Source organism: Pseudomonas sp. 05N433, from assembly GCF_056396925.1.
This window is the reverse complement of the sequence record NZ_JBFTML010000012.1, coordinates 73,147-98,793: the sequence shown is the minus strand read 5'-3', so window position 1 is coordinate 98,793 and position 25,647 is coordinate 73,147. Positions and strand designations below refer to the sequence as shown.

At 59.4% G+C, this 25,647-nt stretch carries 19 protein-coding genes; 14 read left to right on the top strand and 5 right to left on the bottom strand.

The genetic code is table 11. The features are described 5' to 3' along the window. From AC1DIS_RS09305 to AC1DIS_RS09280, 6 genes are all read left to right on the top strand, one after another. A partial coding sequence (locus AC1DIS_RS09305) for an RHS repeat-associated core domain-containing protein (protein ID WP_477748568.1) occupies positions 1 to 1,832 on the top strand: 1,832 nt, incomplete at its 5' end. Further along, positions 1,825 to 2,130 carry a contact-dependent growth inhibition system immunity protein gene (locus AC1DIS_RS09300; protein ID WP_477744216.1) on the top strand — a complete coding sequence of 102 codons (306 nt, stop codon included), beginning with the start codon at positions 1,825 to 1,827 and terminating at the stop codon, positions 2,128 to 2,130. The genes AC1DIS_RS09305 and AC1DIS_RS09300, both read left to right, overlap by 8 nt. A 75-nt stretch (positions 2,131 to 2,205) precedes the next feature. Beyond that, the gene (locus AC1DIS_RS09295; protein WP_477744215.1) at positions 2,206 to 2,610 is read left to right on the top strand and encodes a hypothetical protein; all 405 of its coding nucleotides are present in this window, start codon (positions 2,206 to 2,208) and stop codon (positions 2,608 to 2,610) included. Then, complete coding sequence (locus AC1DIS_RS09290) at positions 2,610 to 3,026, top strand: hypothetical protein (protein ID WP_258613000.1); 417 nt, start codon at positions 2,610 to 2,612, stop codon at positions 3,024 to 3,026. The genes AC1DIS_RS09295 and AC1DIS_RS09290 overlap by 1 nt, the downstream gene beginning before the upstream one ends. Positions 3,027 to 3,430: 404 nt before the next feature. After that, positions 3,431 to 3,754 carry a hypothetical protein gene (locus AC1DIS_RS09285; RefSeq protein ID WP_477744218.1) on the top strand — a complete coding sequence of 108 codons (324 nt, stop codon included), beginning with the start codon at positions 3,431 to 3,433 and terminating at the stop codon, positions 3,752 to 3,754. 323 nt (positions 3,755 to 4,077) lie between these two features. Continuing rightward, entirely contained in the window at positions 4,078 to 4,917 is an 840-nt protein-coding gene (locus AC1DIS_RS09280) for a 23S rRNA (adenine(2030)-N(6))-methyltransferase RlmJ (RefSeq protein ID WP_018928567.1), read from the top strand. A gap of 113 nt (positions 4,918 to 5,030) precedes the next feature. On the opposite strand, the gene msrA is transcribed toward AC1DIS_RS09280, so the two are convergent. The 5 genes from msrA to aceE all read right to left on the bottom strand — a co-directional run bounded on the left by msrA (position 5,031) and on the right by aceE (position 15,057). Next, entirely contained in the window at positions 5,031 to 5,678 is a 648-nt protein-coding gene (gene msrA, locus AC1DIS_RS09275; RefSeq protein WP_018928566.1) for a peptide-methionine (S)-S-oxide reductase MsrA, read from the bottom strand. Positions 5,679 to 5,746: 68 nt separating this feature from the next. Continuing rightward, positions 5,747 to 8,440, bottom strand: coding sequence for a putative bifunctional diguanylate cyclase/phosphodiesterase (locus AC1DIS_RS09270; protein WP_477780841.1), 2,694 nt, complete (start codon positions 8,438 to 8,440; stop codon positions 5,747 to 5,749). A gap of 235 nt (positions 8,441 to 8,675) precedes the next feature. Further along, positions 8,676 to 10,070: an alkaline phosphatase D family protein gene (locus AC1DIS_RS09265; protein WP_477744214.1), complete on the bottom strand. Its 1,395-nt coding sequence runs from the start codon at positions 10,068 to 10,070 to the stop codon at positions 8,676 to 8,678. Between the two features lie 347 nt (positions 10,071 to 10,417). Then, positions 10,418 to 12,400, bottom strand: coding sequence for a dihydrolipoyllysine-residue acetyltransferase (gene aceF / locus AC1DIS_RS09260; protein ID WP_477748803.1), 1,983 nt, complete (start codon positions 12,398 to 12,400; stop codon positions 10,418 to 10,420). Positions 12,401 to 12,411: 11 nt separating this feature from the next. Next, positions 12,412 to 15,057, bottom strand: coding sequence for a pyruvate dehydrogenase (acetyl-transferring), homodimeric type (gene aceE, locus AC1DIS_RS09255; RefSeq protein ID WP_477780840.1), 2,646 nt, complete (start codon positions 15,055 to 15,057; stop codon positions 12,412 to 12,414). A gap of 383 nt (positions 15,058 to 15,440) precedes the next feature. On the opposite strand from aceE, the gene glnE reads away from it, so the two are divergent. From glnE to AC1DIS_RS09215, 8 genes are all read left to right on the top strand, one after another. Beyond that, positions 15,441 to 18,380, top strand: a complete 2,940-nt coding sequence (gene glnE / locus AC1DIS_RS09250; RefSeq protein WP_064615983.1) for a bifunctional [glutamate--ammonia ligase]-adenylyl-L-tyrosine phosphorylase/[glutamate--ammonia-ligase] adenylyltransferase — start codon at positions 15,441 to 15,443, stop codon at positions 18,378 to 18,380. Positions 18,381 to 18,680: 300 nt separating this feature from the next. Then, a complete protein-coding gene (gene waaF / locus AC1DIS_RS09245) occupies positions 18,681 to 19,715 on the top strand; it encodes a lipopolysaccharide heptosyltransferase II (protein ID WP_018928560.1) in 1,035 nt (344 codons plus the stop codon). 1 nt (position 19,716) lies between these two features. After that, positions 19,717 to 20,778, top strand: a complete 1,062-nt coding sequence (gene rfaC / locus AC1DIS_RS09240; RefSeq protein WP_477780839.1) for a lipopolysaccharide heptosyltransferase RfaC — start codon at positions 19,717 to 19,719, stop codon at positions 20,776 to 20,778. Next, positions 20,778 to 21,899 carry a glycosyltransferase family 4 protein gene (locus AC1DIS_RS09235; protein ID WP_086944097.1) on the top strand — a complete coding sequence of 374 codons (1,122 nt, stop codon included), beginning with the start codon at positions 20,778 to 20,780 and terminating at the stop codon, positions 21,897 to 21,899. The genes rfaC and AC1DIS_RS09235 overlap by 1 nt, the downstream gene beginning before the upstream one ends. Then, positions 21,899 to 22,705, top strand: a complete 807-nt coding sequence (rfaP, locus tag AC1DIS_RS09230; protein WP_019582161.1) for a lipopolysaccharide core heptose(I) kinase RfaP — start codon at positions 21,899 to 21,901, stop codon at positions 22,703 to 22,705. The genes AC1DIS_RS09235 and rfaP overlap by 1 nt, the downstream gene beginning before the upstream one ends. Further along, entirely contained in the window at positions 22,705 to 23,439 is a 735-nt protein-coding gene (locus tag AC1DIS_RS09225; protein ID WP_477744212.1) for a lipopolysaccharide kinase InaA family protein, read from the top strand. The genes rfaP and AC1DIS_RS09225 overlap by 1 nt, the downstream gene beginning before the upstream one ends. Continuing rightward, a complete protein-coding gene (locus tag AC1DIS_RS09220; protein WP_064615984.1) occupies positions 23,436 to 24,188 on the top strand; it encodes a lipopolysaccharide kinase InaA family protein in 753 nt (250 codons plus the stop codon). Before AC1DIS_RS09225 ends, AC1DIS_RS09220 begins: the two co-directional genes overlap by 4 nt. After that, the gene (locus tag AC1DIS_RS09215) at positions 24,188 to 25,639 is read left to right on the top strand and encodes a lipopolysaccharide kinase InaA family protein (protein ID WP_064615985.1); all 1,452 of its coding nucleotides are present in this window, start codon (positions 24,188 to 24,190) and stop codon (positions 25,637 to 25,639) included. The genes AC1DIS_RS09220 and AC1DIS_RS09215 overlap by 1 nt, the downstream gene beginning before the upstream one ends. Positions 25,640 to 25,647: the final 8 nt, after the last annotated feature.

Sequence of the window (25,647 nt, the reverse complement as noted above, 5' to 3'; positions counted from 1 at the left end):
TCGACGGCCGCCGCACCGCCTACGTCTACGACCTCAACGGCCATCTGCTGGAGAAAACCGAATTCGGCGATGACGGCTCGCAGCTGGTTACCGGGTACGAGCGGGATGCGGAAGGACGGCTGTTAGTCAAAACCTTGCCCGACGGCATCAAGGTCGAATACCGCTACGACAGCCTCGGCCGATTGGTCAGCGTCGACGACGGTCACGATCATCCGCAGGAGTTCGAGTACGACCAACAGGACCGGCTGATCACCGAGCATCAGGGCTGGGGAACGCTGCGCTATGGCTACGACGCCTGCGGCCAGCTCAACCGCCTGCGCCTGCCGGACGGCAGCAAGCTCGACTACCACCACGCCAAGGGTGGCGCGCTGACGGCCATCGACCTCAACGGCGCACGGCTTACAGATCACACGTACAAGTCGGGTCGAGAAGTACAGCGCCAGCAAGGCCTGCTGCTCAGCGAATATGCCTACGACGACCAGAGCCGGCTAAAGGCCCACGCCGTCAGCCAACAGCAAAAAAGCCTGTACCGCCGCGACTATGCCTACAGCCTCAACGGCAATCTCGACAGCATCGCCGACACCCGCCACGGCCAGCGCAGTTACCAGTACGACCCGCTGAACCGGCTGACCCGCGTCCGCCACACCCGCGACGACCCACCGGAAAGCTTCGCCCACGACCCAGCCGGCAACCTGCTGATGCAGGACCGCCCCGGCCCGACGACCGTCAAAGGCAATCGCCTGTTGATGCAAGGCGACCGCCATTACGACTACGACGCCTTCGGCAACCTGATCCGCGAACGCCGTGGCACCGGGCAGAAACTGGTCACCGAATACCGTTACGACTGCCAGCATCGGTTGGTCGGTGTCACATTGCCGGATGGAAGCTGTGCGAGTTATCGCTACGACGCCTTCGGCCGCCGCATCGCCAAAACCATCGACGGCAAAACCACCGAGTTCTTCTGGCAGGGCGACCACCTCGTCGCTGAAAGCAGCAAAGAGCACTACCGCAGCTACATCTACGAACCCGGCAGCTTCCGCCCGCTGGCCATGCTCGACGGCAAAGGCCCGCGTAAGGCTTGTCCCTTCTACTACCAGCTCGACCACCTGGGTACACCGCTGGAACTGACCGATTTTGGTGGTGAGATCGTCTGGTCGGCGAAGTACAACGCCTACGGCAAAGTCACGGACCTCGCACTCGGTGGAGGCGAGCAGCTCGACCAACCACTGCGTTTCCAGGGGCAGTACTTCGACGTCGAGAGCGGTCTGCACTACAACCGGCATCGGTACTATGATCCGCAGGTGGGGCGGTATCTGACGCCGGATCCGATCAAGCTAGCCGGTGGGCTGAACCAGTACCAGTACACGCCGAATCCGACGGGGTGGGTTGATCCGTTGGGGTTGGCATGTCTACCTTGCCCCGGTGAGTCTGAAGGGCCGTTTAGCGAAATTGTTCCGGGTGGTGGCTTGGGGGCTCATGAAGCTCGAGGCGGGCATTTGATCGCGAAACATATAGGTCGAACGGAAGCTCAATTGAGGGCTAGGCTTACAGCAGAACCGAGAATACCAATTGCGTCCACATTTGCTAATAGGGTTGAAGCTGAGGCGGCTGTTTCAGGCGTTATTGATAATAATAAGAAAAAAATTGATGATTTTTTGAGTGGTCAAGAAAGAAGACTAGTTATTAATCAAGTGGTGCCAGCACCTGCAGGTGTTGGTGTAGTGCGCGAGAGTGGAAAGCTTGAAGCATTATCAAAAATAAGGTTAATACTTCAACGAGATCCGGGTTCTCCAACTGGGTATTTCATATTGACAGGGTTTGTAAATGAATAGTGATGATTTTCCGCGCCTTTATCAGTTTTTTGGAGCTTACTTTCATGAAGATTGGATGTGTGAGTTTAAAACGGCTGATGATGTTGTTAAATCGTTTTTATCGGGCTCTAGTAAGGAGGCTGTTTCAGCGGCTAGGGAAGAGATAAGTATGCTTCTGATGGAGTCGACGGGTGAGGGGGAGTTGCGAGATTTTTTGTTAAAGGATATGGGGGCTTGTTATTGCTATTGGCATGAGTGGCCTTCGGGAGAGTCGTGGTTAAAGCACGTTGTTGTTCTCCTTGGTGGTGAACGGAAATAGAGTAAATAAGTTCTTTATTTTTTACTGCTTTAATTGTGTTTCTTTATGGCCGGTCTTTGAAGAATGATGTTGTTAATGATTGTTAAGAAATGGATCGCAGTAGTGCGAGGTACGGATAGGAGTCGGGCAGATAGTTCGGGTTCTGCTGTTCAGCAACAAACCACTAGCTGCGAACTTCGTGGTGAAAGCAAGAGTTGGAGAGCCGTTCCAAGCTCTAGGTTTATAAGCCATAGAGCACAGCTGAATGCTTATAATGAAGTGATGACAAGGGAGGCTAGAAAAATGTCTCGTTTTACTGGGGAGGATAGTAAAGGAAATTTGGTAGTAAGAATGGAGGCTGAAAATGTAGGTCAGGGATATGAGCCTAATCCTTTAGACCCAGAAAATCCGCGTTTCATTCCTCAGATGAATGCCTTTGAGATGAAATTCGATTTTGAGACATTGAAGCCTATAGCGCTTTATCCGATAGAGAAAATCTAATGTTGATGCATCCGTATCTTAATGTTCCATATAATCCAAGTGTAGAGCACTTTCTCGGTGGGTTCGATATATATGATCGCGAGGAGAGTCTTGGGGTTGAGTTGTCGGCGTACGATCCTGGGTGTCCTTCAGATAGAGAATTTTTAATATCCCGGTTTATTGTCAAACGCTTCGCTGCGTTGAGTTATCGGCACAAGTTTGTTTTGTTCTTTGTGTTGGGAGAGGCTCTTGATGGTGACTCGAGTGTTTTTTCTGAGATTTTGGAACATGATCCGATGTCTCCCTCCTCGCTCCCTCCTGGGTGGAATGAAATGGAAAATCCTAGGGCGTTTTTTGAAGATGTGTACCTCAAGTTATCCGAGGCGTGGGTTGATGATCTGTATAAAGCAAGTCAGGAGGATTTTTTAACTTGGTGAAAGCTATCATAAAATCGCTAATAGATTGTCTGGCAGACTGGATCGGGCATGATGGCTACGGCTGCGAAATTTCCGGGCAGGATTATCGGAAGTTTCCTTCAGCTCGTATCGGTTTCCATGAACTGGTTTGAAATGCATTCCATCGATAGTCTCTGGTGGTCACTGAAGACTCAGTGGCGGGGTGTAGGAACCCTTCAAAGTCGTTGGAAATGTATTAGCGTTGAAGCTTGGTTTGCGGCCGTTAACGTGCGTCCGTAATATCAGTTGCGGCGGTTGTGCGCGGGCACGCTTCGGCGTGGTCGAGTTTTCCAAAGGCCTCGATATTCCTACCCCGCGCATAGCTGCCACCCCAGCCTGTAGGAAGGCTGATGGCAGTTCCTGTTTACTGCCTCTGGAACTTGAAAATGAAAAATCTTCACCCCGATCCACCCTACGAAAAACCAATCCCCCACCCAAAAAGCCGCTTCATGGCCCTAACCGGCAACTGCACCGACATGCCCACCCTATTCGTTGATACCCGCGCGCCGCTAGATATCTTGACCGACACTGCCAGCTACCGAATTCGCGCCGTCACTCAGGTGCTGGAAAACATGTCCATGCGCGGTTCAGTCGAGTGTGAATCTTTCATTCTTAGTGATTTTGCCTTGCTCTGTGCCATTTCATTGCGTGATGGGTGTGATGTGCTGGATGTGGTGGGGCGGCGGTTGCGGGCGCGGCCTTCGGAATAACGTCGAGTGGCTTTTGTGGCGAGGGAGCTTGCTCCCGTTGGGCTGCGTAGCAGCCCCAAAACCTGCAATCCCGTTTTGTCAGCTGTACCGAGTGGTTTGGTTTGGCGACTGCTTCGCAGTCGAGCGGGAGCAAGCTCCCTCGCCACAGGTTATGGGGTGGTCTGGATATTTTGGGGCTGCTTTGCAGCCCAACGGGGGCAAGCCCCCTCGCCACAGGGTTTATGGATTGGCGCGGTATTGGGGTTGTACTTGCCCGCTCAGCCGCGAACCCCTGACGTCCTGCGCCGTACAGGGTAAACTTCCCGGCCTTCGCAGGAGCAGCCATGAATTATCGTCACGCCTTCCATGCCGGCAATCACGCCGATGTGTTCAAACACCTGACTTTGACCCGCCTCATCGCCTTGATGTCGCGCAAGGAGCAGCCGTTTGCCTATCTCGACACTCACGCCGGCATCGGTCTGTATGACCTGCAGGGCGATCAGGCCAGTCGTACCGGTGAGTACCTGGAAGGCATCGCGCGATTGTGGGATCAGCCGGATTTGCCAGCGCTGACCGCCGATTACATGAAGGTGTTGCACGAGATGAACCCGGATGGCCAGTTGCGCTATTACCCGGGGTCGCCGGAGTTGGCGCGGCGTTTGACCCGGCCGCAGGATCGCGTGTTGCTCAATGAGAAGCACCCGGAAGACGGTGTGTTGCTCAAGGACAACATGAAGGGCGATCGTCGGGTGAAGGTTCACCTGGGCGAAGGCTGGCATGTGCCGCGTGCGCTGCTGCCGGTGCCGGAGAAGCGGGCGGTGATGTTGATTGATCCGCCGTTCGAGCAGCTTGATGAGATGCAGCGTTGTGCGGCGTCGTTGAAAGAGGCGATTGGCCGTATGCGCCAGACGGTGGCGGCGATCTGGTATCCGGTGAAGGATCAGCGGGCGTTGCGGCGCTTCTATCAGGATTTGGCCGGAACGGGCGCGCCTAAGTTGTTGCGGGTGGAGTTGTTGGTGCATCCGCTGGATACGCCGAACAGCTTGAACGGTTCGGGGTTGGCGATTGCCAATCCGCCGTGGGGGCTGGAGGAAGAGTTGCGTGAGTTGCTGCCGTGGTTGTCCAAGAAGTTGGGGCAGACCCAGGGTGGTTGGCAGATGGATTGGTTGATCGCCGAGAGCTGATCAGTTGCATGTGTGGCGTCTAATCGGACGCCTTCGCGGGCAAGCCTCGCTCCTGCAGGTCGGTGTGACCGTAGGAGCGAGGCTTGCCCGCGATGCTTTTCAGGGGCCGAAATTTAGATCGGGCACGTCACGCCAGTACCGCCAATCCCGCAATACCCCTCAGGATTCTTGGCCAGGTACTGCTGGTGATACGCCTCGGCGTAGTAGAACGTCGGGGCTTCGTCGATTTCAGTGGTAATGATGCCTTTGCCAGCCTTGGTCAGTTCCGCCTGGAACACTTTCGCGCTGTTCTTCGCCGCTTCCAGTTGTTCCGGTTTGGTGCAGTAGATCACCGAGCGGTACTGGGTGCCGATGTCGTTGCCCTGGCGCATGCCCTGGGTCGGGTTGTGCAGTTCCCAGAACATTTTCAGCAGCTGTTCGTAGCTGACTTTTTCCGGCTCATAGACCACGAGCACCACTTCGGTGTGCCCGGTCAGGCCCGAGCAGACTTCTTCGTAGGTCGGGTTCGGCGTGAAGCCGCCGGCATAACCGACCGAGGTGCTGAACACGCCTTCGCGCTGCCAGAATTTGCGTTCCGCGCCCCAGAAGCAACCCAGGCCGAAGATTGCGAATTCTACGTTGCCCGGAAACGGACCCAGCAGCGGGTTGCCGTTGACGAAGTGTTTCTCCGGAACCTTGATCGGGGTTTCGCGGCCAGGCAGAGCTTGTTCTTTAGTCGGGAGCACGTTTTTGTTCACCAGAATTTCCGAGCGCAGAACCATGATCAGTCCTCTCAGTCAGGTTGAGATGTAAATACAGACTGCCAGTTTGCCCGAGTGTTACGTCGCTGTCAGGCGATTGGGCCGCGTGGGTAGCGTTTGAGCTTTTCGATCAGCTCGGAGCCCGGGATCGGTCGGTCGAACAGGTAGCCCTGGCCGACGTCGCAGCGGTGGCGGCGCAGGAAGGCCAGTTGCTCGGCAGTCTCGATGCCTTCAGCCACGACCTTGAGTTTCAGGTTGTGGGCCATGGCAATCACGGCGGAGGTGATTTCCATGTCGTCCTGGTTGTCGGGGATTTCGTGGATGAAGCTTCGATCGATCTTGATGATGTCGATCGGGAATTTTTTCAAGTAACTGAGCGACGAGTAACCGGTGCCGAAGTCGTCCATCGCCAGGGTCAGGCCCAGACGCTTGAGCTGATCGAGCTGCAAGTGCGTGTCTTCGGTGGCTTCCAGCAGCAGGCCTTCGGTCAGTTCCAACTCCAGCAGGTTCGCCGGCAGCGCTTCTTCCTTGAGGATGTTGGCGATGGACGCCACCAGGTCCGGGTCGGAGAACTGCTTGGGCGACAGGTTGATCGCCACTTGCAGGTTGCCCAGGCCAGCGGCGGTCAGGTCTTTGCTCATGCGGCAGGCCTGACGGGCGATCCATTTGCCGATCGGGATGATCAGCCCGGTTTCTTCGGCCACGCTGATGAATTGGTCCGGGCGGATCATGCCTTTTTCCGGATGGTTCCAGCGCAACAGCGCTTCCATGCCCAGCAAGCGACCGCTGCGCAGGCACAGCTTGGGCTGGTAGAACACGTCCAGCTCGTTCTGGGTCAGGGCTCGGCGCAGGTTGTTTTCGACGAACAGTTTGTAGCTGGCCTCGGCGTTCAGCGCTTCGGTGAACACTTGCACCTGGTGTTTGCCGTTGGCCTTGGCCTTGTGCAGCGCCAGGCCGGCGTTGCGCATCAGCGTCTGTGGGTCGCGACCGTGCAGCGGCGCGCAGGCCAGGCCCACGGAGCCGGTGACGCTGATCAACTGGTTGTCGACGAACATCGGTTTGTCGAGGGTTGCCAGCAATTGATTGGCAACCTGCTGGCCCGCCGAGAGGTCAGTGTCGTCCAGCAGCACCGCGAATTCGTTACTGGCAAACCGCGCCAGACTGCCGCTCGAACTCAGGCTGTTGCGCAGGCGCCGCGCCAGGCTGATCAGCAGTTTGTCGCCGGTCTGGTGGCCGAGGCTGTCGTTGATCCGCTTGAAATTGTCGATGTCCACCAGCAGCAGGCTGATGGGTGTATCGCTGTCTCGGGCGAAGCGCTCATCGAGGTTGCGGATGAACGCCGGGCGGTTGCCGAGGTTGGTCAGGTTATCGGTGTAAGCCAGGCGCTCGATTCGTTGCTGGGCGAGCTTGGTCTGGGTGATGTCTTCGTAGATGCCGATGTAGTGCGTCAGCTCACGGTTGTCGCCGTAGACCTTGGAAATCGACAACTGGCCCCAGTAGGGTTCGAGGTTTTTACGTCGGCTCTTGAACTCGCCCTGCCAGCTGTTGCTTTTGGCCAGCGCCGACGGAGCGTCGAACAGCAGTTCGCTGAGGTTTTCCAGCGCCGGCAGTTCCGACAGCCGCTGACCGTGGACTTCCTCGGTGGTGTACTGGGTGATCGCGGTGAAGCTTGGGTTGACGTACTCCACCACGCCGTCGCAATTGACCAGCAGAAAGGCGTTGGCGCTTTGCTCCACTGCACGCTGGAACAGGTGCAGGGCGCTGGTGGCGGTACGGCGGTTGTGGTTGTTGATGACTTGGGCGAATTGATCCGCCAGTTCGCCGGCAAAGGCGATTTCGTCCGATTGCCAGGCGCGGGTCGCCCCGATCTGTTCCAGGCAGAGCACGCCGACCACCTGGCCATCGACGCGGATGCTGGCGTCGAGCATGGCGTTGACGTCGCGCGGGCGCAGGTACTCGGCGATTTCCYGGGTGCGCGGGTCGCGCATGGCGTTGTGGGCGTCGATGGCGCGGCCGGTGTGCAAGGCCTCGAGGTAATCGGGAAAACCACTGGCGTCGATCGGCTTCGGCAGTTGGTGATTGCGGGTGGCACGGTGATAGGCCGAGATCGGCGTCAGTAGCGAGCCATCGAGGTTCCACAGGCTGGCGCAGTCGATTTCATAGATGTCGCAGGCGCTGCGGGTGATCAGTTCGGCGGCTTCTTGCAGGGAGTTGTTGGTGCTATAGCGCTGGCGGGTCAGCAGCAGGATCAGGTCTTGCTGGGCGCGCACCCGGTCCAGGTGCTGCAGTTGTTCCTGCTGGGCACGTTGATTGAGTTCCAGGGCGATTTGCAGGCGTGAGTTCTGGGTTTCCAGATCCAGCGCCGGCAGCAAGGGTTCGCCGTCGAACAGGCCGTCCACCACCATCAGGTAGCCGCGCAGCAGGTGCCGATTGTGTTGTTTGTAGGCTTCGCCAAGTTCCAGCAGGCTCAGAACGCCGGCGGCGGTGTGCAAGGTGTAGCGGATCAGGTAATGCGGGCTTTCGGTGAGTTGCTGCTGGATCGTGTCATGCAGTTGATAGCGCGCTTCGGGCTCCATCAGGCTGGCGTAGGGCGAGCCGACCAGAGCACAAAGCTCCACCGCCGGCAGGCCGAACTGTCGTTCGCAATTAGGATCGAGAAACAGCAGCGCCCAGCTTGGTTCATTCAGCCGTTCGAAACGCAGCATGCCGAGCCGCGAGGGCACAGGCAACTGCGTCACTACCTCGGCCACCATACGGCTGGCGGCATCGGGTTGGCTTTTCATTGAAGGAAACTCGCTTCGAATATGCTGATCGCGCCGGGCTCTCGCCCTCTTTACTGTTGCCTGCGGCAAGGTTGCATCATTGCGACACCGACTGACAAGAGACATGAAGGCCAAGTGCTATAAGAATATGTCGGCAGGCGCACAGTTTTCTCCAGCGAGGCGTCAAAAAGTAATGTTGTGGGCCAAAAGATTGCAGCCCGTAGGGGCTGCCGAAGGCTGTGATCTTTTCGAGGGATCAACGAAATTTGATGCTGATCGACTGCAATGGCTTGCCATCCCGATCGTGATAATTGACGCGAACCTGCTCGGCCTCGACGATCAGATGCGCGAAGTTGTCCTGGCTGATCACCTCGCTGGTCAGTTCATGCCGATAGTCGCCTGCCGCTGTTCGGGCCAGGGCCTGATCGAGGATGAAGGTCGATGCCTTGGCGTACGGCAGCAGTTTGCTGTTGCACAACGGTGAAGACACGATGGTGTGGACTTCGAAATCCGGGTCCTCGCTGTGGGTCAGGCGACTGGTGAGGGAGCCGTGGACATCGCCGGAGATGAACAAGACGTTTTTGATACGGCGTGTACGAATCGTCTCCAGCAGCCGTAGGCGTTGCTCCGGGAAGGCTTTCCAAGCGTCATCACCGTGAAGTTTACGGTCGGGATAGAACATGACACTGGTGACCACGAATTTGACCCGGGCCGGGTTATTGATCAGCCATTTGAGCAGGGCCTGTTCCTGTTCTTCGTCAAGGATGCGCCGGTCGTTGGCCGACAGATTGCGTCGGGTTCGACTGTCGGTGACAAACCACCCGATATCACCCTCGGAGAACTGATACCAATACTTTTCCAGTCTTTTGCTTACTTGCCCATTGGCCAGCAGCTCATACGTGGGGCTGTGACTGGCTTGATATAACTCATATGCTGCAATGGCGTTTTTGTATAAGTAATCATCGGCGTTACTTTTGTTGGCGGGCCAGTTGTCTTCTATTTCATGGTCGTCGAGGATCATGTAAGTCGGCATGCCCGACATTAACTTGGAAATATGAGGCTGCGAAAAGGCTGTGCGGTATTTTTTGAGAATGTCCTTGTATTCCCGGTCGGGGGCCACGAGGTTCAAGTCGTCGACGTAAATCTGATCGCCAGTCATCAGCATGGCACTGACGGGCGGTTCGGCGCTGTCCGCCAGGCTGTTGATCGAGGCAAAAATCCGGTCGCCCAACTGTGGGGCCGACGCAATGCCGGCGGTCATTCGCAGGTAACGACACGAGCCGACGATATAGGCCCGTGGCTGGCAGATTTTGCTGGACTGCGTGCGAAAGCGGTAAATCTCCCGTGGCCATTGCAGCGGCAGTTCCTGAACTGTCTCCACGGTATGCACCGGGCTCATGGGGCTGAACCAGCCTGCCTGGTACTCATAGTCGGTGTCGGTGACCAGGTCATTGAGTGCAATGACATCGGACATGTCGCGCAAGACGGACAGTTTTGCAAATACGCCTTTGGACCAGAGTTTCTCGCCTGTGCGTCGATAACGGATGCCCGCAAATACCAAGGCGTCGTTCTGTAATTCACCGCGCAAGAAAATACGCGCATGGTTAGTTGTGGTATGGCCGATAATTGGGCCGACAGTTGGTTTGAACATGTTCGAATCCATTCGAGGTAATGCTAACTAAGCAAATTAAGTCATCGAGGTTTCTATTAGAAATCTCCGAACTAAGCCTAGTTATTGGCTGGAGAAAAATATCGGGCAGAAGTGGACTGGGGTTGTAGGTGGCGTAAGCCTTAGATGTAGGAATAAGGCACGAAGAGGGTCAATCCCGTAGCAGCAGCCTCGCAAGCTCGACAGCTGCTACATAGGATGCTGAAACGCGGAGGGCTTTCTTCAGGGCAAAAAAAAGCCCCGCCAAATCGACGGGGTTGAGGTACGAGCGTGGCGCTCGGAAAACGTGGAACGCGATTGGCCCTCCGTGAGGGGAGGGCCAGTCGGTGTTACAGCAGGATGGTGCGGATGTCCGCCAGCAGGTCGCTCAGACGCTTGGTGAAGCGTGCAGCAGCGGCGCCGTTGATCACACGGTGATCGTAGGACAGCGACAGCGGTAGCATCAGTTTCGGCTGGAAGGCTTTGCCGTCCCAGACTGGCTGGATGGTTGCCTTGGAAACACCGAGGATCGCCACTTCCGGCGCGTTGACGATCGGCGTGAAGCCGGTGCCGCCAATGTGGCCGAGGCTGGAAATGGTGAAGCAGGCGCCTTGCATCTCGTCCGACGAAAGCTTCTTGGTCCGGGCTTTCTCAGCCAGGGAAGCAGCTTCGGCGGCCAGTTGCAGGAGGCTCTTCTGGTCGACGTTCTTGATGACCGGTACCAGCAGGCCATCCGGGGTGTCGACGGCGAAGCCGATGTTCACGTATTTCTTGCGGATGATCGCTTTGCCGCTTGGTGCCAGCGAGCTGTTGAAGTCCGGCAGTTCCTTGAGCAGGTGTGCGCAGGACTTGAGCAGCAGCGGCAGGATGGTCAGCTTGACGCCGGCCTTCTCTGCAACGGCTTTCTGGGCGTTACGGAACGCTTCCAGCTCGGTGATATCCGCCGAGTCGAATTGCGTCACGTGCGGCACGTTCAGCCAGCTGCGGTGCAGGTTGGCAGCGCCGACCTGCATCAGGCGTGTCATCGGCACTTCTTCGATTTCGCCGAAGCGGCTGAAGTCCACGACCGGAATCGGCGGGATGCCCGCGCCGCCGGTTGCACCAGCTGCAGCGGCCGGAGCTTCCTTGGCCTTCTGCATCATGGCCTTGACGTAAACCTGAACGTCTTCCTTCAGGATGCGACCGTGCGGACCGCTGGCGCCGACAGCGCTCAGCTCGACGCCGAACTCGCGAGCCAGTTGACGCACGGCAGGGCCGGCGTGAACTTTCGCGCCAGGCTTGGCAGGAGCAGCAGCCGGGGCAGCAGCCGGGGCAGCAGCAGGAGCGGCGGCAGCCGGAGCGGCAGCGGCAGGCGCTGGAGCACTCGGCGCGGCAGCGGCAGCCGGAGCCGGGGCTGCAGCAGGTGCCGCGCCTTTGACTTTCAGCTTCAGGATCAGGTCGCCGGTACCGACTTCGTCATCCAGCTTGATGGAAATGCTTTCCACCACGCCAGCGGCAGGCGATGGGATTTCCATGCTCGCCTTGTCGGATTCCAGGGTGATCAGCGACTGATCGGCGGCAACAGTGTCGCCAGCCTTGACCAGTACTTCGATGATCTTGGCCTTGCCAGCCGAACCGATGTCCGGGACGTGAATGTCCTGAACGCTGTCGGCAACCGGTGCAGCCGGAGCCGCGGCGGCTGGCGCCGGAGCAGCGGCAGCAGGCGCAGCAGCCTGGGCAGGAGCGGCAGCAGCAGGGGCCGCAGCACCCGCCACTTCCAGATCCAGAATCAGGTCGCCCGTGCCGACTTCGTCGTTGAGCTTGACGCTGATGGCCTTGACCACGCCAGCAGCGGGCGAAGGGATTTCCATGCTGGCCTTGTCGGATTCCAGGGTGATCAGCGACTGATCAGCCTCGACGGTGTCGCCGACCTTGACCTGGATCTCGATGATCTGGGCCTTGCCCGACGAACCGATGTCCGGCACGTGCACTTGCTGGATGCTGGCAGCAGCCGGCGCGGCAGCAGGCGCGGCAGCAGGCGCCGCTGGCGCAGGTGCGGCAGCCGGTTTGGCTTCAGCTTTGGCAGCTGGCGCAGCAGCCGCAGGGGCTGGCGCAGCGGCACCTTCGACTTCCAGTTCCAGCAGTTCGTCGCCTTCTTTCAGGCGATCGCCCAGCTTCACTTTCAGGCTCTTGATGATGCCGGCCTTAGGCGCAGGCACTTCCATGCTCGCCTTGTCCGATTCCAGCGTCAGGATGCTCTGATCGGCTTCGATACGGTCGCCGACCTTCACAAACAGTTCAATTACTTCACCTTCACCGCTGCCGATGTCAGGTACGCGAATGAGTTCGCTCACAGAGTGTCTCCTCAGCAGTCCAGTGGGTTGCGTTTTTCCGGGTTGATGCCGAACTTGGCGATGGCTTCAGCCACCACTTTAGGTTCGATGTCACCACGGTCAGCCAAGGCTTCCAGGGCTGCCAACACCACGAAATGACGGTCTACTTCGAAGAAGTGACGCAGCTTCTTGCGGCTGTCACTGCGGCCGAAACCATCGGTGCCCAGGACTTTGAATTCCTTGGACGGGACCCACTGACGAATTTGTTCAGCGAACAGCTTCATGTAGTCGGTAGAGGCAATGACCGGACCTTTACGGCCGTTCAGGCACTCTTCGACGTAGCTCAGCTTAGGCTTCTGGCCAGGGTGCAGACGGTTAGTGCGTTCAACGGCCAGGCCATCGCGACGCAGTTCGTTGAAGCTGGTAACGCTCCATACGTCGGCGCCGACGTTGAACTCTTCACGCAGGATCTTCGCCGCTTCACGGACTTCACGCAGGATGGTGCCGGAGCCCATCAGCTGAACGTGGTGCGCCGCTTCGCGGGTGTCTTCCTCGAGCAGGTACATGCCTTTCTTGATGCCTTCTTCGGCACCGGCCGGCATGGCTGGCTGCTGGTAGGACTCGTTCATTACGGTGATGTAGTAGAAGACGTCCTGTTGCTCTTCGGTCATCTTCTTCATGCCGTCCTGAATGATCACCGCCAGCTCGTAGCCGTAGGTTGGATCGTAGGTGCGGCAGTTCGGGATGGTCGCGGCCAGCAGGTGGCTGTGACCGTCTTCGTGTTGCAAGCCTTCACCGTTCAGGGTGGTACGGCCGGCGGTGCCGCCAATCAGGAAGCCACGGGTACGGCTGTCGCCAGCGGCCCAGGCCAGGTCGCCAATACGCTGGAAGCCGAACATCGAGTAGAAGATGTAGAACGGCAGCATCGGCTGGTTGTGGCTGGAGTACGAAGTACCGGCAGCGATGAAGGAACTCATGGCGCCCGCTTCGTTGATGCCTTCCTCGAGGATCTGGCCCTTCTGGTCTTCCTTGTAGAACATCACCTGGTCTTTATCGACTGGCTCGTAGAGCTGGCCGACGGAGGAGTAGATGCCCAACTGACGGAACATGCCTTCCATACCGAAGGTACGGGCTTCGTCCGGGATGATCGGTACGATGCGCGGGCCGATTTCCTTGTCCTTGACCAGTTGCGCGAGGATCCGCACGAAGGCCATGGTGGTGGAGATTTCGCGGTCGCCCGAGCCGTCCAGGATCGCCTTGAGGGTGTCCAGTGGAGGGGTCGGGATGTTGAAGCTCTYGGCGCGACGCTGAGGCACGAAACCGCCCAGTGCGGTACGGCGCTCGGCCAGGTAACGGGCTTCGGCGCTGCCTTCTTCCGGTTTGAAGAATGGCAGGTTCTCCAACTCTTCGTCCCTGACCGGAATGTCGAAACGATCGCGGAACAACTTCAGGCTGTCGACATCGACTTTCTTGGTGTTGTGCGCAGTGTTTTTCGCTTCGCCGGCACCGGTGCCATAACCCTTGATGGTCTTGGCCAGGATGACGGTCGGTTGTTCCTTGTGGTTGACCGCTTCGTGGTATGCCGCGTAGACCTTGTACGGGTCGTGGCCGCCACGGTTGAGCTTCCAGATCTCGTCGTCGGACAGATCGGCAACCATCGCCTTGAGTTCTGGCGAGTTGAAGAAGTGTTCACGCACGAACGCGCCGTCTTTGGCTTTGTAGTTCTGGTACTCGCCGTCGATGACTTCGTCCATGCGGCGTTGCAGGATGCCGTCGACGTCCTTGGCCAGCAGTGGGTCCCAGAAGCGGCCCCAGATGACTTTGGTCACGTTCCACTGAGCACCGCGGAACACGCCTTCGAGTTCCTGGATGATCTTGCCGTTGCCGCGAACCGGGCCGTCGAGGCGCTGCAGGTTGCAGTTGATGACGAAGATCAGGTTGTCCAGCTTTTCGCGGCCGGCCAGGGAGATCGCGCCCAGGGATTCCGGCTCGTCGCACTCGCCGTCGCCCAGGAAGCACCAGACTTTCTGTTTGCCTGGCTGGATGAAGCCACGGTGTTCCAGGTACTTCATGAAGCGTGCCTGGTAGATCGCCTGGATCGGGCCCAGACCCATGGATACGGTCGGGAACTGCCAGAAGTCAGGCATCAGCCATGGGTGTGGGTAGGACGACAGGCCCTGACCGTCGACTTCCTGGCGGAAGTTGTTCATCTGGTCTTCGGTGATGCGGCCTTCCATGAATGCACGGGCGTAAACGCCTGGCGAGGTGTGGCCCTGGAAGTAGATCAGGTCGCCGCCGTGTTCGTCGGTCGGGGCCTGGAAGAAATAGTTGAAGCCGATGTCGTACAGGGTTGCGCTGGAGGCGAAGCTGGAGATGTGACCGCCCAGGTCAGAATCTTTCAGGTTCGTGCGCATCACCATGGCCATCGCGTTCCAGCGTACCAGCGAGCGAATGCGGCGTTCCATGAACAGGTCGCCAGGCATGCGTGCTTCGTGGGTAACGGGAATGGTGTTGCGGTATGGCGTGGTGATGGCGTAAGGCAATTGCGAACCGCTACGGGTTGCGAGTTCGCCCATACGGGTCATCAGATAGTGAGCACGGTCTTCGCCTTCTTTGTCGAGAACCGATTCCAGGGCGTCCAGCCATTCCTGGGTTTCGACGGGATCGAGGTCTTGCATGGCTTGCTCCAGGGCGGAAAGGCTTCCAGAATCGGTTGCCTGAGTTTGCGACTGGCCTTGTGGGCAGACGATATAAATTCTTGGATTGCCGATAGGTTGTTCCGGCGGCGTGTAGTTTTACTACAAATCTTCGGGCATTTCAGCCTTTCGAATGTATAGACGAGTAGTAAAACTACAGATGATTGGCTTGTGGCCTCCGGCTGCGTTGTGAGAATAATCGTTAAGGTTGGTCTTTTGCCAATCGAAAAAGGTGGAAGCTTGATGATCGCTGCCAAAAAAAAAGAAATTTCAGCTATTTCTAACCTTTGTTCGACAGTCAGTCGCGTAGCGTGTTTTCACGAATCACTACATGCAGCCCTTCACACGCCGATCAAGGATAGACCATGAGCCTCCCTTCGCTTGCCGAACTACCCGATGGGCTCCTGCCGTTAGTCACCCGCGCCGAGCAGTCGTTTCGTACGACAGTCGGGGTTCTTCCCGATGACCATGGCCTGTCTGCCTGGACGCCTGAGCGCTGGGCGCAATTTGCCCGCGTCGCCGCTGCCAGCGACTTTGTGATTGAGCAGAGTCTGCGTGACCCTTTGATGTTGCTGGAACTGGTGCAGTCCGGCGAACTGGACCGCGCCTTGGCACCGGGCGAGTTGTGCGCACAGATCGCCATGGCGGTGAGCGCCGCCGAAACCGACGACCAGCTAGGCCGTGCCCTGCGCCGCCAGCGTAATCGTCACCAGGTGCGGATCATCTGGCGCGACCTGACTCGCCAGGCCGATCTGGTGCAGACCTGTCGCGACCTCTCGGACATGGCCGATGCCAGCATCGATCAGGCCTATCAGTGGTTGTACTCGCGGCATTGCCAGCAGTTCGGTGTGCCCACCGGGCGGCGCAGCGGCGAGCCGCAGCAGATGGTCATCCTCGGCATGGGCAAGCTCGGCGCGGTGGAGTTGAACCTGTCGTCGGACATCGACCTGATCTTTGCCTACCCCGAGGGCGGCGAAACCGTCGGCGTGAAGCGTTCGCTGGATAACCAGGAGTTTTTCATTCGCCTCGGCCAGCGTCTGATCAAGGCGCTGGACCCGATGACTGTCGACGGTTTTGTGTTCCGCGTCGACATGCGCCTGCGGCCTTATGGTTCGTCCGGCGCTCTGGTGCTGAGCTTCAATGCGCTGGAGCAGTATTACCAGGATCAGGGCCGTGACTGGGAACGCTACGCGATGATCAAGGCGCGGGTGGTGGCAGGTGATCAAGTGGCTGGCGCCCAGTTGCTCGAGATGCTGCGGCCGTTCGTTTACCGGCGTTACCTGGACTTCTCGGCCATCGAAGCGCTGCGCACCATGAAGCAGTTGATCCAGCAGGAAGTCCGGCGCAAGGGTATGGCCGACAACATCAAGCTTGGCTCCGGCGGCATCCGTGAAGTCGAGTTTATCGCCCAGGCCTTCCAGCTGATTCACGGTGGTCGCGACCTGAGCCTGCAGCAGCGTCCTCTATTAAAAGTACTGAGCACCCTGGAGGGGCAGGGCTATCTGCCGCCGGCGGTGGTCAGCGAACTGCGCCAAGGCTACGAATTCCTGCGTTACACCGAGCACGCGATTCAGGCGATTGCCGACCGCCAGACCCAGATGTTGCCGGACGGCCCGCAGGATCAGGCGCGCATTGCCTTCATGCTCGGGTTTGCCAACTGGACGGCATTCCACGAACAACTGATGTACTGGCGTGGCCGGGTGGCCTGGCACTTTGGTCAGGTGATTGCCGATCCCGATGAAGAGCAGGGCACCGAGAGCGAAGTGGTGGTCGGCGGGGAATGGCTGCCGCTGTGGGAAGAAGCCCAGGACGAAGAAGCCGCGTGCCGCCAACTCGAAGAGGGCGGTTTCGCCGATGCCGCCAAGGCGCTGAAAGCATTGGCCAGTCTGCGCAGCAGTCCGCAATTGCGTGCCATGCAGCGCCTGGGGCGGGAACGCCTCGATGCTTTTATACCGCGCTTGCTGGCCCAGGCCGTGGAGCACGCCAATCCCGATCTGGTGCTGGAGCGCGTGCTGCCACTGGTTGAAGCGGTGGCGCGGCGTTCCGCCTATCTGGTGCTGCTGACCGAAAACCCCGGTGCGCTGCGCCGTCTGCTGACACTGTGCGCGGCGAGCCCGTGGATTGCCGAACAGATCACGCGCTTCCCGTTGCTGCTCGACGAATTGCTCAACGAAGGCCGGCTGTTCAAGCCGCCGCTGGCGCCGGAACTGGCGGCCGAGTTGCGCGAGCGTCTGACGCGGATTCCCGAAGACGACCTCGAACAACAAATGGAAGCCCTGCGGCATTTCAAACTGGCGCACCGCTTGCGTGTCGCAGCTTCGGAAATTGCCGGTAGCCTGCCGTTGATGAAAGTCAGCGATTACCTGACCTGGCTTGCCGAAGCGATCCTCGAACAAGTGCTGGCCCTGGCCTGGCGCCAGACGGTGGCCAAGTACGGTACACCGCTGCGCACCGATGGCAGCGTGTGCGACCCTGGATTCATCATTGTCGGTTACGGGAAAGTCGGCGGCCTGGAATTGGGGCACAGTTCGGACCTGGATCTGGTGTTCATCCATGACGCGGATCCGCAAGCGGAAACCGACGGCCCGAAACCCATCGACGGCGCACAGTTCTTTACCCGGCTCGGGCAGCGGATCATTCACTTGCTGACGGCTCAGACCAACTCCGGTCAGCTATATGAAGTGGACATGCGCCTGCGGCCGTCCGGTGCTTCCGGTTTGCTGGTGAGTTCATTGGGCGCGTTTGCCCGGTATCAGGAGAACGAGGCCTGGACCTGGGAGCACCAGGCGCTGGTGCGGGCGCGGGTGCTGGTGGGTAGTCAGGATGTCGGCCAAGCGTTCGAGAAGGTTCGCGCGACGGTATTGGCCAAATCGCGGGACCTGTCGACCTTGCGCCAGGAGGTCAGCGAGATGCGCGCCAAGATGCGCGATAACCTCGGCAGCAAGAGCACTGCGGCAGGCACGGCGGCAAATGCCTTCGAGGCCACGGCGCCGTTCGATCTCAAGCAGGACGCTGGAGGTATCGTCGATATTGAATTTATGGTGCAATACGCGGCTCTGGCGTGGTCTGAAACACATCCGTCATTGCTGCGCTATACCGACAATATCCGCATTCTGGAAGGGTTGGAGGAGGAAGGGTTGATACCCGCCGAAGACGCCAGCCTGTTGCGTGAGGCTTATAAAGCCTACCGCTCCGCCGCTCACCGGGAGGCCTTGCAGAAGGATGCCGGTGTGATACCGGGCGACCAGTTCGCGGATGAGCGACGGCAGGTCATGCGGATCTGGCGTGAGCTGGGGTTAAGCTGACATGAGTGTGGCAGGCTTTTGTGGCGAGGGAGCTTGCTCCCGCTGGAGTGCGAAGCACTCCCATATCAGATTGTGCGGTCCGCCAGATTAAAACGCAGTGGCAGTTTTGGTGCTGCTTCGCAGCCCAGCGGGAGCAAGCTCCCTCGCCACAGAGGGTTATGCTAACTAACATGGATGTGTATTAAATTTATTCGACGAGCCCCAGCCGGCTCGTCCAAATGACCTGGCGGCTCACCCCGCAGGTGCTGGATTCTCGAGGCGGGGAGGCGTATGCCTCCCCGGTTCGTTTTTGGAAACCACATGAAAATTCTGATCGTTGGGCCCAGTTGGGTCGGTGACATGGTGATGGCGCAGACACTTTTTCAGTGTCTCAAACAACGCCACCCGCAGTGCGAAATCGACGTGCTGGCCCCCGAGTGGAGCCGGCCGATCCTCGAGCGCATGCCCGAAGTACGCCAGGCCTTGAGCTTCCCGCTCGGCCACGGCGTGCTGGAACTGGCGACGCGTCGGCGCATCGGTAAATCCCTGGCCGGTCAGTACGACCAGGCCATCCTGCTGCCCAATTCGCTGAAATCGGCCCTGGTGCCGTTTTTTGCCGGCATCCCGAAACGCACCGGCTGGCGTGGCGAGTTCCGCTACGGCCTGCTCAATGATGTGCGCACGCTCGACAAAGAGCGTTATCCGTTGATGATCGAGCGCTTCATGGCCCTGGCCTTTGAGCCTGGCATCGAGCTGCCGAAACCTTATCCACGGCCGAGCTTGCAGATCGATCCGGTGACTCGCGACGGCGCACTGGCCAAGTTCGGCCTGGCCCTTGACCGTCCGGTGTTGGCGCTGTGCCCTGGCGCCGAATTTGGCGAGTCCAAGCGCTGGCCGTCCGAGCACTATGCCAAGGTCGCCGAGGCGAAGATTCGTGAAGGCTGGCAAGTCTGGCTGTTCGGCTCGAAAAACGATCACGCGGTGGGCGAAGACATTCGTGGGCGGTTGATTCCGGGGCTGCGTGAAGAGTCGGTAAACCTCAGTGGCGGCACTTCCTTGGCCGAGGCCATCGATCTGCTGTCCTGCGCCGACGCGGTGGTCTCCAACGACTCCGGCCTGATGCACGTGGCTGCCGCGCTGAACCGCCCGTTGGTGGCGGTGTACGGCTCGACGTCGCCGGGCTTTACGCCACCGCTGGCCGAGCATGTCGAGATCGTGCGCCTGGGCATCGAATGCAGTCCGTGCTTCGATCGCACCTGCCGTTTCGGTCATTACAACTGCTTGCGCCAGCTCATGCCCAAAGCGGTGAACGAAGCCTTGCAGCGGTTGCTGGGCACTGTGGTCGAGGTCAAATAGTTTGCGGGTACTGTTGATCAAGACTTCTTCGCTGGGCGACGTGATTCACGCGTTGCCAGCGTTGACCGATGCGGCGAGGGCGATCCCCGGCATCAAGTTCGACTGGGTGGTGGAAGAAGGTTTCGCCGAGATTCCGACCTGGCACCCGGCCGTGGGCAAGGTGATTCCGGTGGCGATCCGTCGCTGGCGCAAGAACATCTGGCAGACCAYCAAGAGTGGCGAGTGGAAGCGCTTCAAGCAAAGCGTTCGCGCGACGAAATACGACTTGGTGATCGATGCCCAGGGCCTGCTGAAAAGTGCGTTGCTGACGCGCTATGCCAAAGCGCCGGTGGCCGGACTGGACAAGAATTCGGCCCGCGAACCGATCGCCGCGCGCTTCTATTCCCGGCGTCTGGCCGTGGCCCGTGGGCAGCACGCGGTTGAGCGAGTGCGTCAGCTGTTCGCAGTGGCCCTGGGTTACGACCTGCCCAAAGGCCTGGGTGATTACGGCCTGAACGTCGAGCGGCTGGTGGAATTGCCGCGCAAGAATCCGTACGTGGTGTTTCTCCACGGCACCACCTGGGACACCAAGCACTGGCCCGAAGCCTATTGGCGCGAGCTGGCCGAGCGGGTGGGTTATCTCGGCGTGGCGGTGAAGCTGCCATGGGGCAACCCGGTCGAAAAAGCCCGCGCCGAGCGCATCGCCAAAGACATGAAACACGTCGAAGTGCTACCCAGGCTGAACCTGGCGGGTGTCGGCAAAGTCCTGGCCGGCGCGCAGGCGTGCGTGGCGGTGGACACCGGCCTCGGTCACCTGGCTGCGGCGCTGGACGTGCCGACCCTGTCGCTGTTCGGCCCGACCAATCCGGGCCTGACCGGCGCCTATGGCAAATCGCAGATTCACATGGCCAGCGACTTCCCTTGCGCACCGTGCCTGCAAAAGAAATGCACCTATCAACCGACGGCCGACGATGCCCGTCGGTTTGACCTGAAACGCGAGTGGCCCCTGTGCTTCACGCGTCTGAATCCCGAGCGTGTCGCGAGCCGACTGAGCACGTTGTTACTGGCTGAGGAGCTGCGCTGATGCAATTGGCATTTGTCCTGTACAAGTACTTTCCCTTTGGCGGCTTGCAGCGTGACTTCATGCGCATCGCCCTTGAATGCCAGCAGCGCGGCCATCAAATTCGTGTCTACACGTTGATCTGGGAAGGCGACATCCCGCCGGGCTTCGAAGTGTTGGTGGCGCCGGTCAAGGCGTTCTTCAATCATCGGCGCAACGAGAAACTCACCGAATGGATGGAGGCCGACCTGGCCAAGCGCCCGGTGGATCGCCTGATCGGTTTCAATAAAATGCCGGGCCTGGACGTTTACTACGCCGCCGACGGCTGCTTCGAAGACAAGGCGCAAAACCTGCGCAACTCGCTGTACCGTCGCTGGGGCCGCTACCGGCACTTCGCCGAGTACGAGCGCGCGGTGTTCGCCAAAGATGCCAAGACCGAAGTGCTGATGATTTCCGAAGTCCAGCAGCCGCTGTTCATCAAGCATTACGACACACCGCTGGCGCGCTTCCATTTGCTGCCACCGGGCATTGCCCAAGACCGTCGTCGCCCCGCGAACGCGGATGAAATTCGCGCCGGGTTCCGCGCCGAATTCAACCTGAAGGACGATGAGCTGCTGCTGGTGCAGATCGGTTCCGGGTTCAAGACCAAAGGCGTGGACCGTAGCCTCAAGGCACTGGCCGCGCTGCCCGCCGAGCTGAAAAAACGCACCCGGCTGTTTGTAATTGGCCAGGACGACCCCAAAGTATTCCAATTGCAGAGCGCCACATTGGGGCTCGGCGACAACGTGCAATTCCTCAAGGGCCGCAGCGATATCCCGCGCTTCCTGCTCGGTGCCGATCTGCTGATCCACCCGGCGTACAACGAAAACACCGGGACGGTATTGCTTGAAGCCCTGGTAGCCGGTTTGCCGGTGTTGGTGAGCGCGGTGTGTGGGTATGCCCATTACATCGCCGAGGCCGACGCGGGTCTGGTGCTGGACGAACCCTTCGATCAGGCGCAACTGACTCAGTACCTGACCGGCATGTTGAACGACACTGATGCACGGGCGGCCTGGAGCCGCAACGGTCTGGCCTTCGCCGAGACGGCCGACCTCTACAGCATGCCGCAGCACGCGGCCGATGTGATTCTGGCGGAGCACGCTTAATGAAGTTGATGCTGGCTGAACCGTTCAAGAGCCTCTGGGCCGGACGCGACCCGTTCGCCGAAGTCGAGGGCCTCAAGGGCGAGGTGTACCGCGAGCTCGAAGCGCGCCGGACACTGCGAACTGAAGTGGACGGCCACGGGTACTTCGTGAAGATCCACCGGGGTATCGGCTGGGGTGAGATTTTCAAGAACCTGCTGACCGCCAAGCTGCCGGTGCTGGGCGCGGGCCAGGAGTGGAAGGCCATTGAGCGCCTGCAAGAAGTCGGCGTGCCGACCATGACTGCCGTCGCTTATGGCGAAAAGGGCAGCAACCCGGCGGATCAGCATTCGTTCATCGTCACTGAAGAATTGGCGCCCACCGTCAGCCTTGAAGATTTCAGCATCGACTGGGTCAAGCACCCGCCGGAGCCAAAGCTCAAGCGCGCGCTGATCGCCGAAGTCGCGCGCATGACCGGCATGATGCACCGCGCCGGGGTCAACCATCGCGACTGCTACATCTGCCACTTCCTGCTGCACACCGATAAGCCGGTGACCTGCGATGACCTCAAGTTGTCGGTGATCGACCTGCACCGCGCCCAGGCCCGCCCGACGATTACCCGGCGCTGGCGCAACAAGGACCTGGCGGCGCTGTATTTTTCGGCGCTGGAGATCGGCCTGACCCGTCGCGACAAACTGCGTTTCCTCAAGGGGTACTTCCAGCAGCCCCTGCGCCAGATACTGGTTGAAGAAGCCGGGTTACTGGCGTGGCTCGAAGGCAAGGCCAACAAGCTCTACGAGCGTAAACAGCGCTACGGGGATGCGCTCTGATGTCGGGTTGGACACTGGAGCCGGCTTACAGCGATCTGGCAGAAGATTTCGGCAGTCTTGATGCGGTGTTTGCCCTCGAGGGCGAGCAACTGACCCATGATCCGCTGTCCGAAGTTATTCGCGTCCAGCGCAAAGGCGTCAACTTTTACGTCAAACGCTACGTCAGTGCCGGCAAAGGCCTGCGGCGCTACCTGGGCAAACCTCGGGTCAAGGCCGAATGGCAGAACCTCAAGCGTTTCGCCAAGTGGGGCATTCCCACCGCAGAGGTTGTGGCCTGGGGGTTGGAGCGGCACGGTGTGACGTACGCCCGTGGGGCAATGATCACCCGCGAACTGCCGCATACCGAAGACTTGTCGGTCCTGGCTAATCGGCATGATCCGAAACTGGCGGACCGCGCCTGGGTTGATACCGTCAGTCGCCAATTGGCCGGTTACACCCGGACCATGCACGACAACCGTTTCACTCATAATGATTTGAAGTGGCGCAACCTGTTGGTCGACGATGAGGCCCGGCTGTTCCTGATCGATTGCCCCAACGGCGATTTCTGGCGCGGCTTCTGGCTCAAATACCGTATCACCAAAGACCTGGCCTGCCTCGACAAGGTCGCCAAGTATCACCTGTCGGCGACCCAGCGCCTGCGCTTTTACCTGCAATACCGCCAATGCGCCCGGCTCGATGCCGCGGACAAGAAACGCATTCGGCACGTGGTGAGATTTTTTGAGGGGCGCGAATGACTGATTTTCTGGCTGCTGAAGACCGCGCGCTGTTCGAGCGTCATGGTCTCGGCACCTTCGACGCGCTTTGGGCCAAACAGCTCGACGCGGTGGACGAGCCCAATACCGGTCGGGGTGGCTGGAGCAGTGTGTTTCGGCTGGATCTGGACGGTCATGGCTACTACCTCAAGCGCCAGAGCAACTACCTGACGCGCTCCCGGCATTCGCCCTTTGGCGAGCCGAGTTTTGCCCGTGAATTTCGCAACATCAGTCGTTATCGGGCGCTGGGTATTCCGGCGCTGCAGGCGGCGTTTTTTGGTGAGCGCAAGGTCGACGGCGAAGTTCGGGCGATTCTGCTGACTCACGCGCTGGACGGTTGGGATGATCTGGATTCGCTGTTGCAGCGCTGGTCGGAGCTGAGCGCGATACAGCACTCGGCCATTCTCAAGGCCTGTGGGCAACTGGCGCGACGCCTGCACGGCAGGCGCCAGGTCCACGGTTGCTTCTACCCCAAGCACATTTTTCTTCAGGCCACCGGCGACGGCTATCAGGCGCAATTGATTGACCTGGAAAAAACCCGGCCGCTGTTTTTCGGCCGGCGTGATCGGATCAAGGATCTGGAGCCGTTGCTGCGTCGGGCGCCGGAATGGAGCGACAGCCAGCTGCGCGAATTGTTGGCGGTTTATCTGGATCAGCCGCTGAACAGTTCGCGGGTGGACCGTTGGGTATCGCGCCTGAGTGCGCGGCGCAGTAACAAGGAGACGCGTTGATGCGTTTGTCCGAGCTGAAAAACGCCGGCCGCAGCCCGAGCCTGCCGCTGAGTATTCCACTGGCCGATGCCGCGGGGCCTGCCGATTTGCAGTTGCTGAGTCTGCTGCGGGTGTTGCCGGGACAGCGTTATGTTGGGGCTGGCGTCTGGCGCGGCCGGCCGGTGCTGGCCAAGTTGTTGGTCGGTGGCAAAGCGGCGCGGCATTTTCAACGCGAACTGGACGGTGTGCGTTTGCTGGCCGCTCAGGGGCTGACCACGCCGTTGTTATTGGCCGATGGCCTCAAGGACGGCGAGGGCGGTTGGCTGTTGTTCGATTTCCTTGAGGGTGCCGAGAGCCTGGGGGATGCCTGGAAGCAGGTCGAACACTTGCCCGCATTGGCGGATGAACAATCCGCGGTGCTGGCTGAGGCGTTGGGCGCCATCGGCCAACTGCACAGCAAAGGCCTGTGGCAGGAAGACCTGCACCTGGACAACCTGCTGCGCCATGGCGGTCAGTTGTATTTGATCGATGGCGCCGGGATCTGCGTCGAGACGGCGGGCAAGCCGCTGTCGCAACAAAAAGTCCTGGAAAACCTCGGGGTGTTCTTCGCCCAGTTGCCCAAAGTGCTGGAACCCTTCACCGAAGAGTTGCTGGTGTATTACCTGCTGAGTAATGGCGAACACGCGTTGCCGATGGAGGCGTTGCAAAAACAGATCGACAAGGTCCGTCGCTGGCGTTTGAAGGACTTTCTGATCAAGGTCGGCCGCGAATGCACGCTGTTCAGCGTCCAGCGTGGTGCGTTCGGCTTGCGGGCGATTCGCCGTGAGGAAGAGGCGGCGATGCTGCCGGTGCTGGCACAGGCCGACGCCTTGCTCGATCAGGGGCATCTGTACAAGACCGGCGGCGCGGCGAGCGTCGGCAAGGTCGAGGTGGCCGGGCGCACATTGGTGGTCAAGCGTTACAACATCAAAGGCTTTACCCACTGGCTCAAGCGTTTCTGGCGCCCGAGCCGCGCCTGGCACTCATGGCGCGAAGGCAATCGCCTGGCGTTCCTCGGTATTGCCACGCCAAAACCATTGGCGTTGCTGGAGAAGCGTTTTCTCTGGCTGCGCAGCCGGGCGTACCTGGTGACCGAGTATTTGCCGGGGCCGGACATCATCGAGCGCTTCGCGCCGTACGTTGAGAGCGGGGATGCGCCAGAGGCTGAGCTGCAGGCTCTGGATTACCTGTTTGCCGAGCTGATTGGCGAGCGGATCAGCCATGGCGATTTCAAGGGCCATAACCTGTTCTGGCAACAGGATCGCTGGGCGCTGATCGACCTGGATTCGATGTGTCAGCATGGTTCGCTCAGCAGCTTTGCCCCCGCGTATGCGCGGGATCGGGCGCGGTTCATGCGCAACTGGCCCGAGAGCAGTGCGCTGTACCAAGTGATTGATCAGCGTCTGCCCAAAGATATCTCTAGCGCTGCTTGACGCGGGTC

Excerpts from the sequence above, each read along its gene's own strand:
- AC1DIS_RS09300 (WP_477744216.1), top strand. The coding sequence starts at position 1,825 with ATGAATAGTGATGATTTTCCGCGCCTTTATCAGTTTTTTGGAGCTTAC.
- AC1DIS_RS09295 (WP_477744215.1), top strand. The coding sequence starts at position 2,206 with ATGATTGTTAAGAAATGGATCGCAGTAGTGCGAGGTACGGATAGGAGT.
- AC1DIS_RS09290 (WP_258613000.1), top strand. The coding sequence starts at position 2,610 with ATGTTGATGCATCCGTATCTTAATGTTCCATATAATCCAAGTGTAGAG.
- AC1DIS_RS09285 (WP_477744218.1), top strand. The coding sequence starts at position 3,431 with ATGAAAAATCTTCACCCCGATCCACCCTACGAAAAACCAATCCCCCAC.
- AC1DIS_RS09280 (WP_018928567.1), top strand. The coding sequence starts at position 4,078 with ATGAATTATCGTCACGCCTTCCATGCCGGCAATCACGCCGATGTGTTC.
- msrA (WP_018928566.1), bottom strand. The coding sequence starts at position 5,678 with ATGGTTCTGCGCTCGGAAATTCTGGTGAACAAAAACGTGCTCCCGACT.
- AC1DIS_RS09265 (WP_477744214.1), bottom strand. The coding sequence starts at position 10,070 with ATGTTCAAACCAACTGTCGGCCCAATTATCGGCCATACCACAACTAAC.
- glnE (WP_064615983.1), top strand. The coding sequence starts at position 15,441 with ATGAGCCTCCCTTCGCTTGCCGAACTACCCGATGGGCTCCTGCCGTTA.
- waaF (WP_018928560.1), top strand. The coding sequence starts at position 18,681 with ATGAAAATTCTGATCGTTGGGCCCAGTTGGGTCGGTGACATGGTGATG.
- AC1DIS_RS09235 (WP_086944097.1), top strand. The coding sequence starts at position 20,778 with ATGCAATTGGCATTTGTCCTGTACAAGTACTTTCCCTTTGGCGGCTTG.
- rfaP (WP_019582161.1), top strand. The coding sequence starts at position 21,899 with ATGAAGTTGATGCTGGCTGAACCGTTCAAGAGCCTCTGGGCCGGACGC.
- AC1DIS_RS09225 (WP_477744212.1), top strand. The coding sequence starts at position 22,705 with ATGTCGGGTTGGACACTGGAGCCGGCTTACAGCGATCTGGCAGAAGAT.
- AC1DIS_RS09220 (WP_064615984.1), top strand. The coding sequence starts at position 23,436 with ATGACTGATTTTCTGGCTGCTGAAGACCGCGCGCTGTTCGAGCGTCAT.
- AC1DIS_RS09215 (WP_064615985.1), top strand. The coding sequence starts at position 24,188 with ATGCGTTTGTCCGAGCTGAAAAACGCCGGCCGCAGCCCGAGCCTGCCG.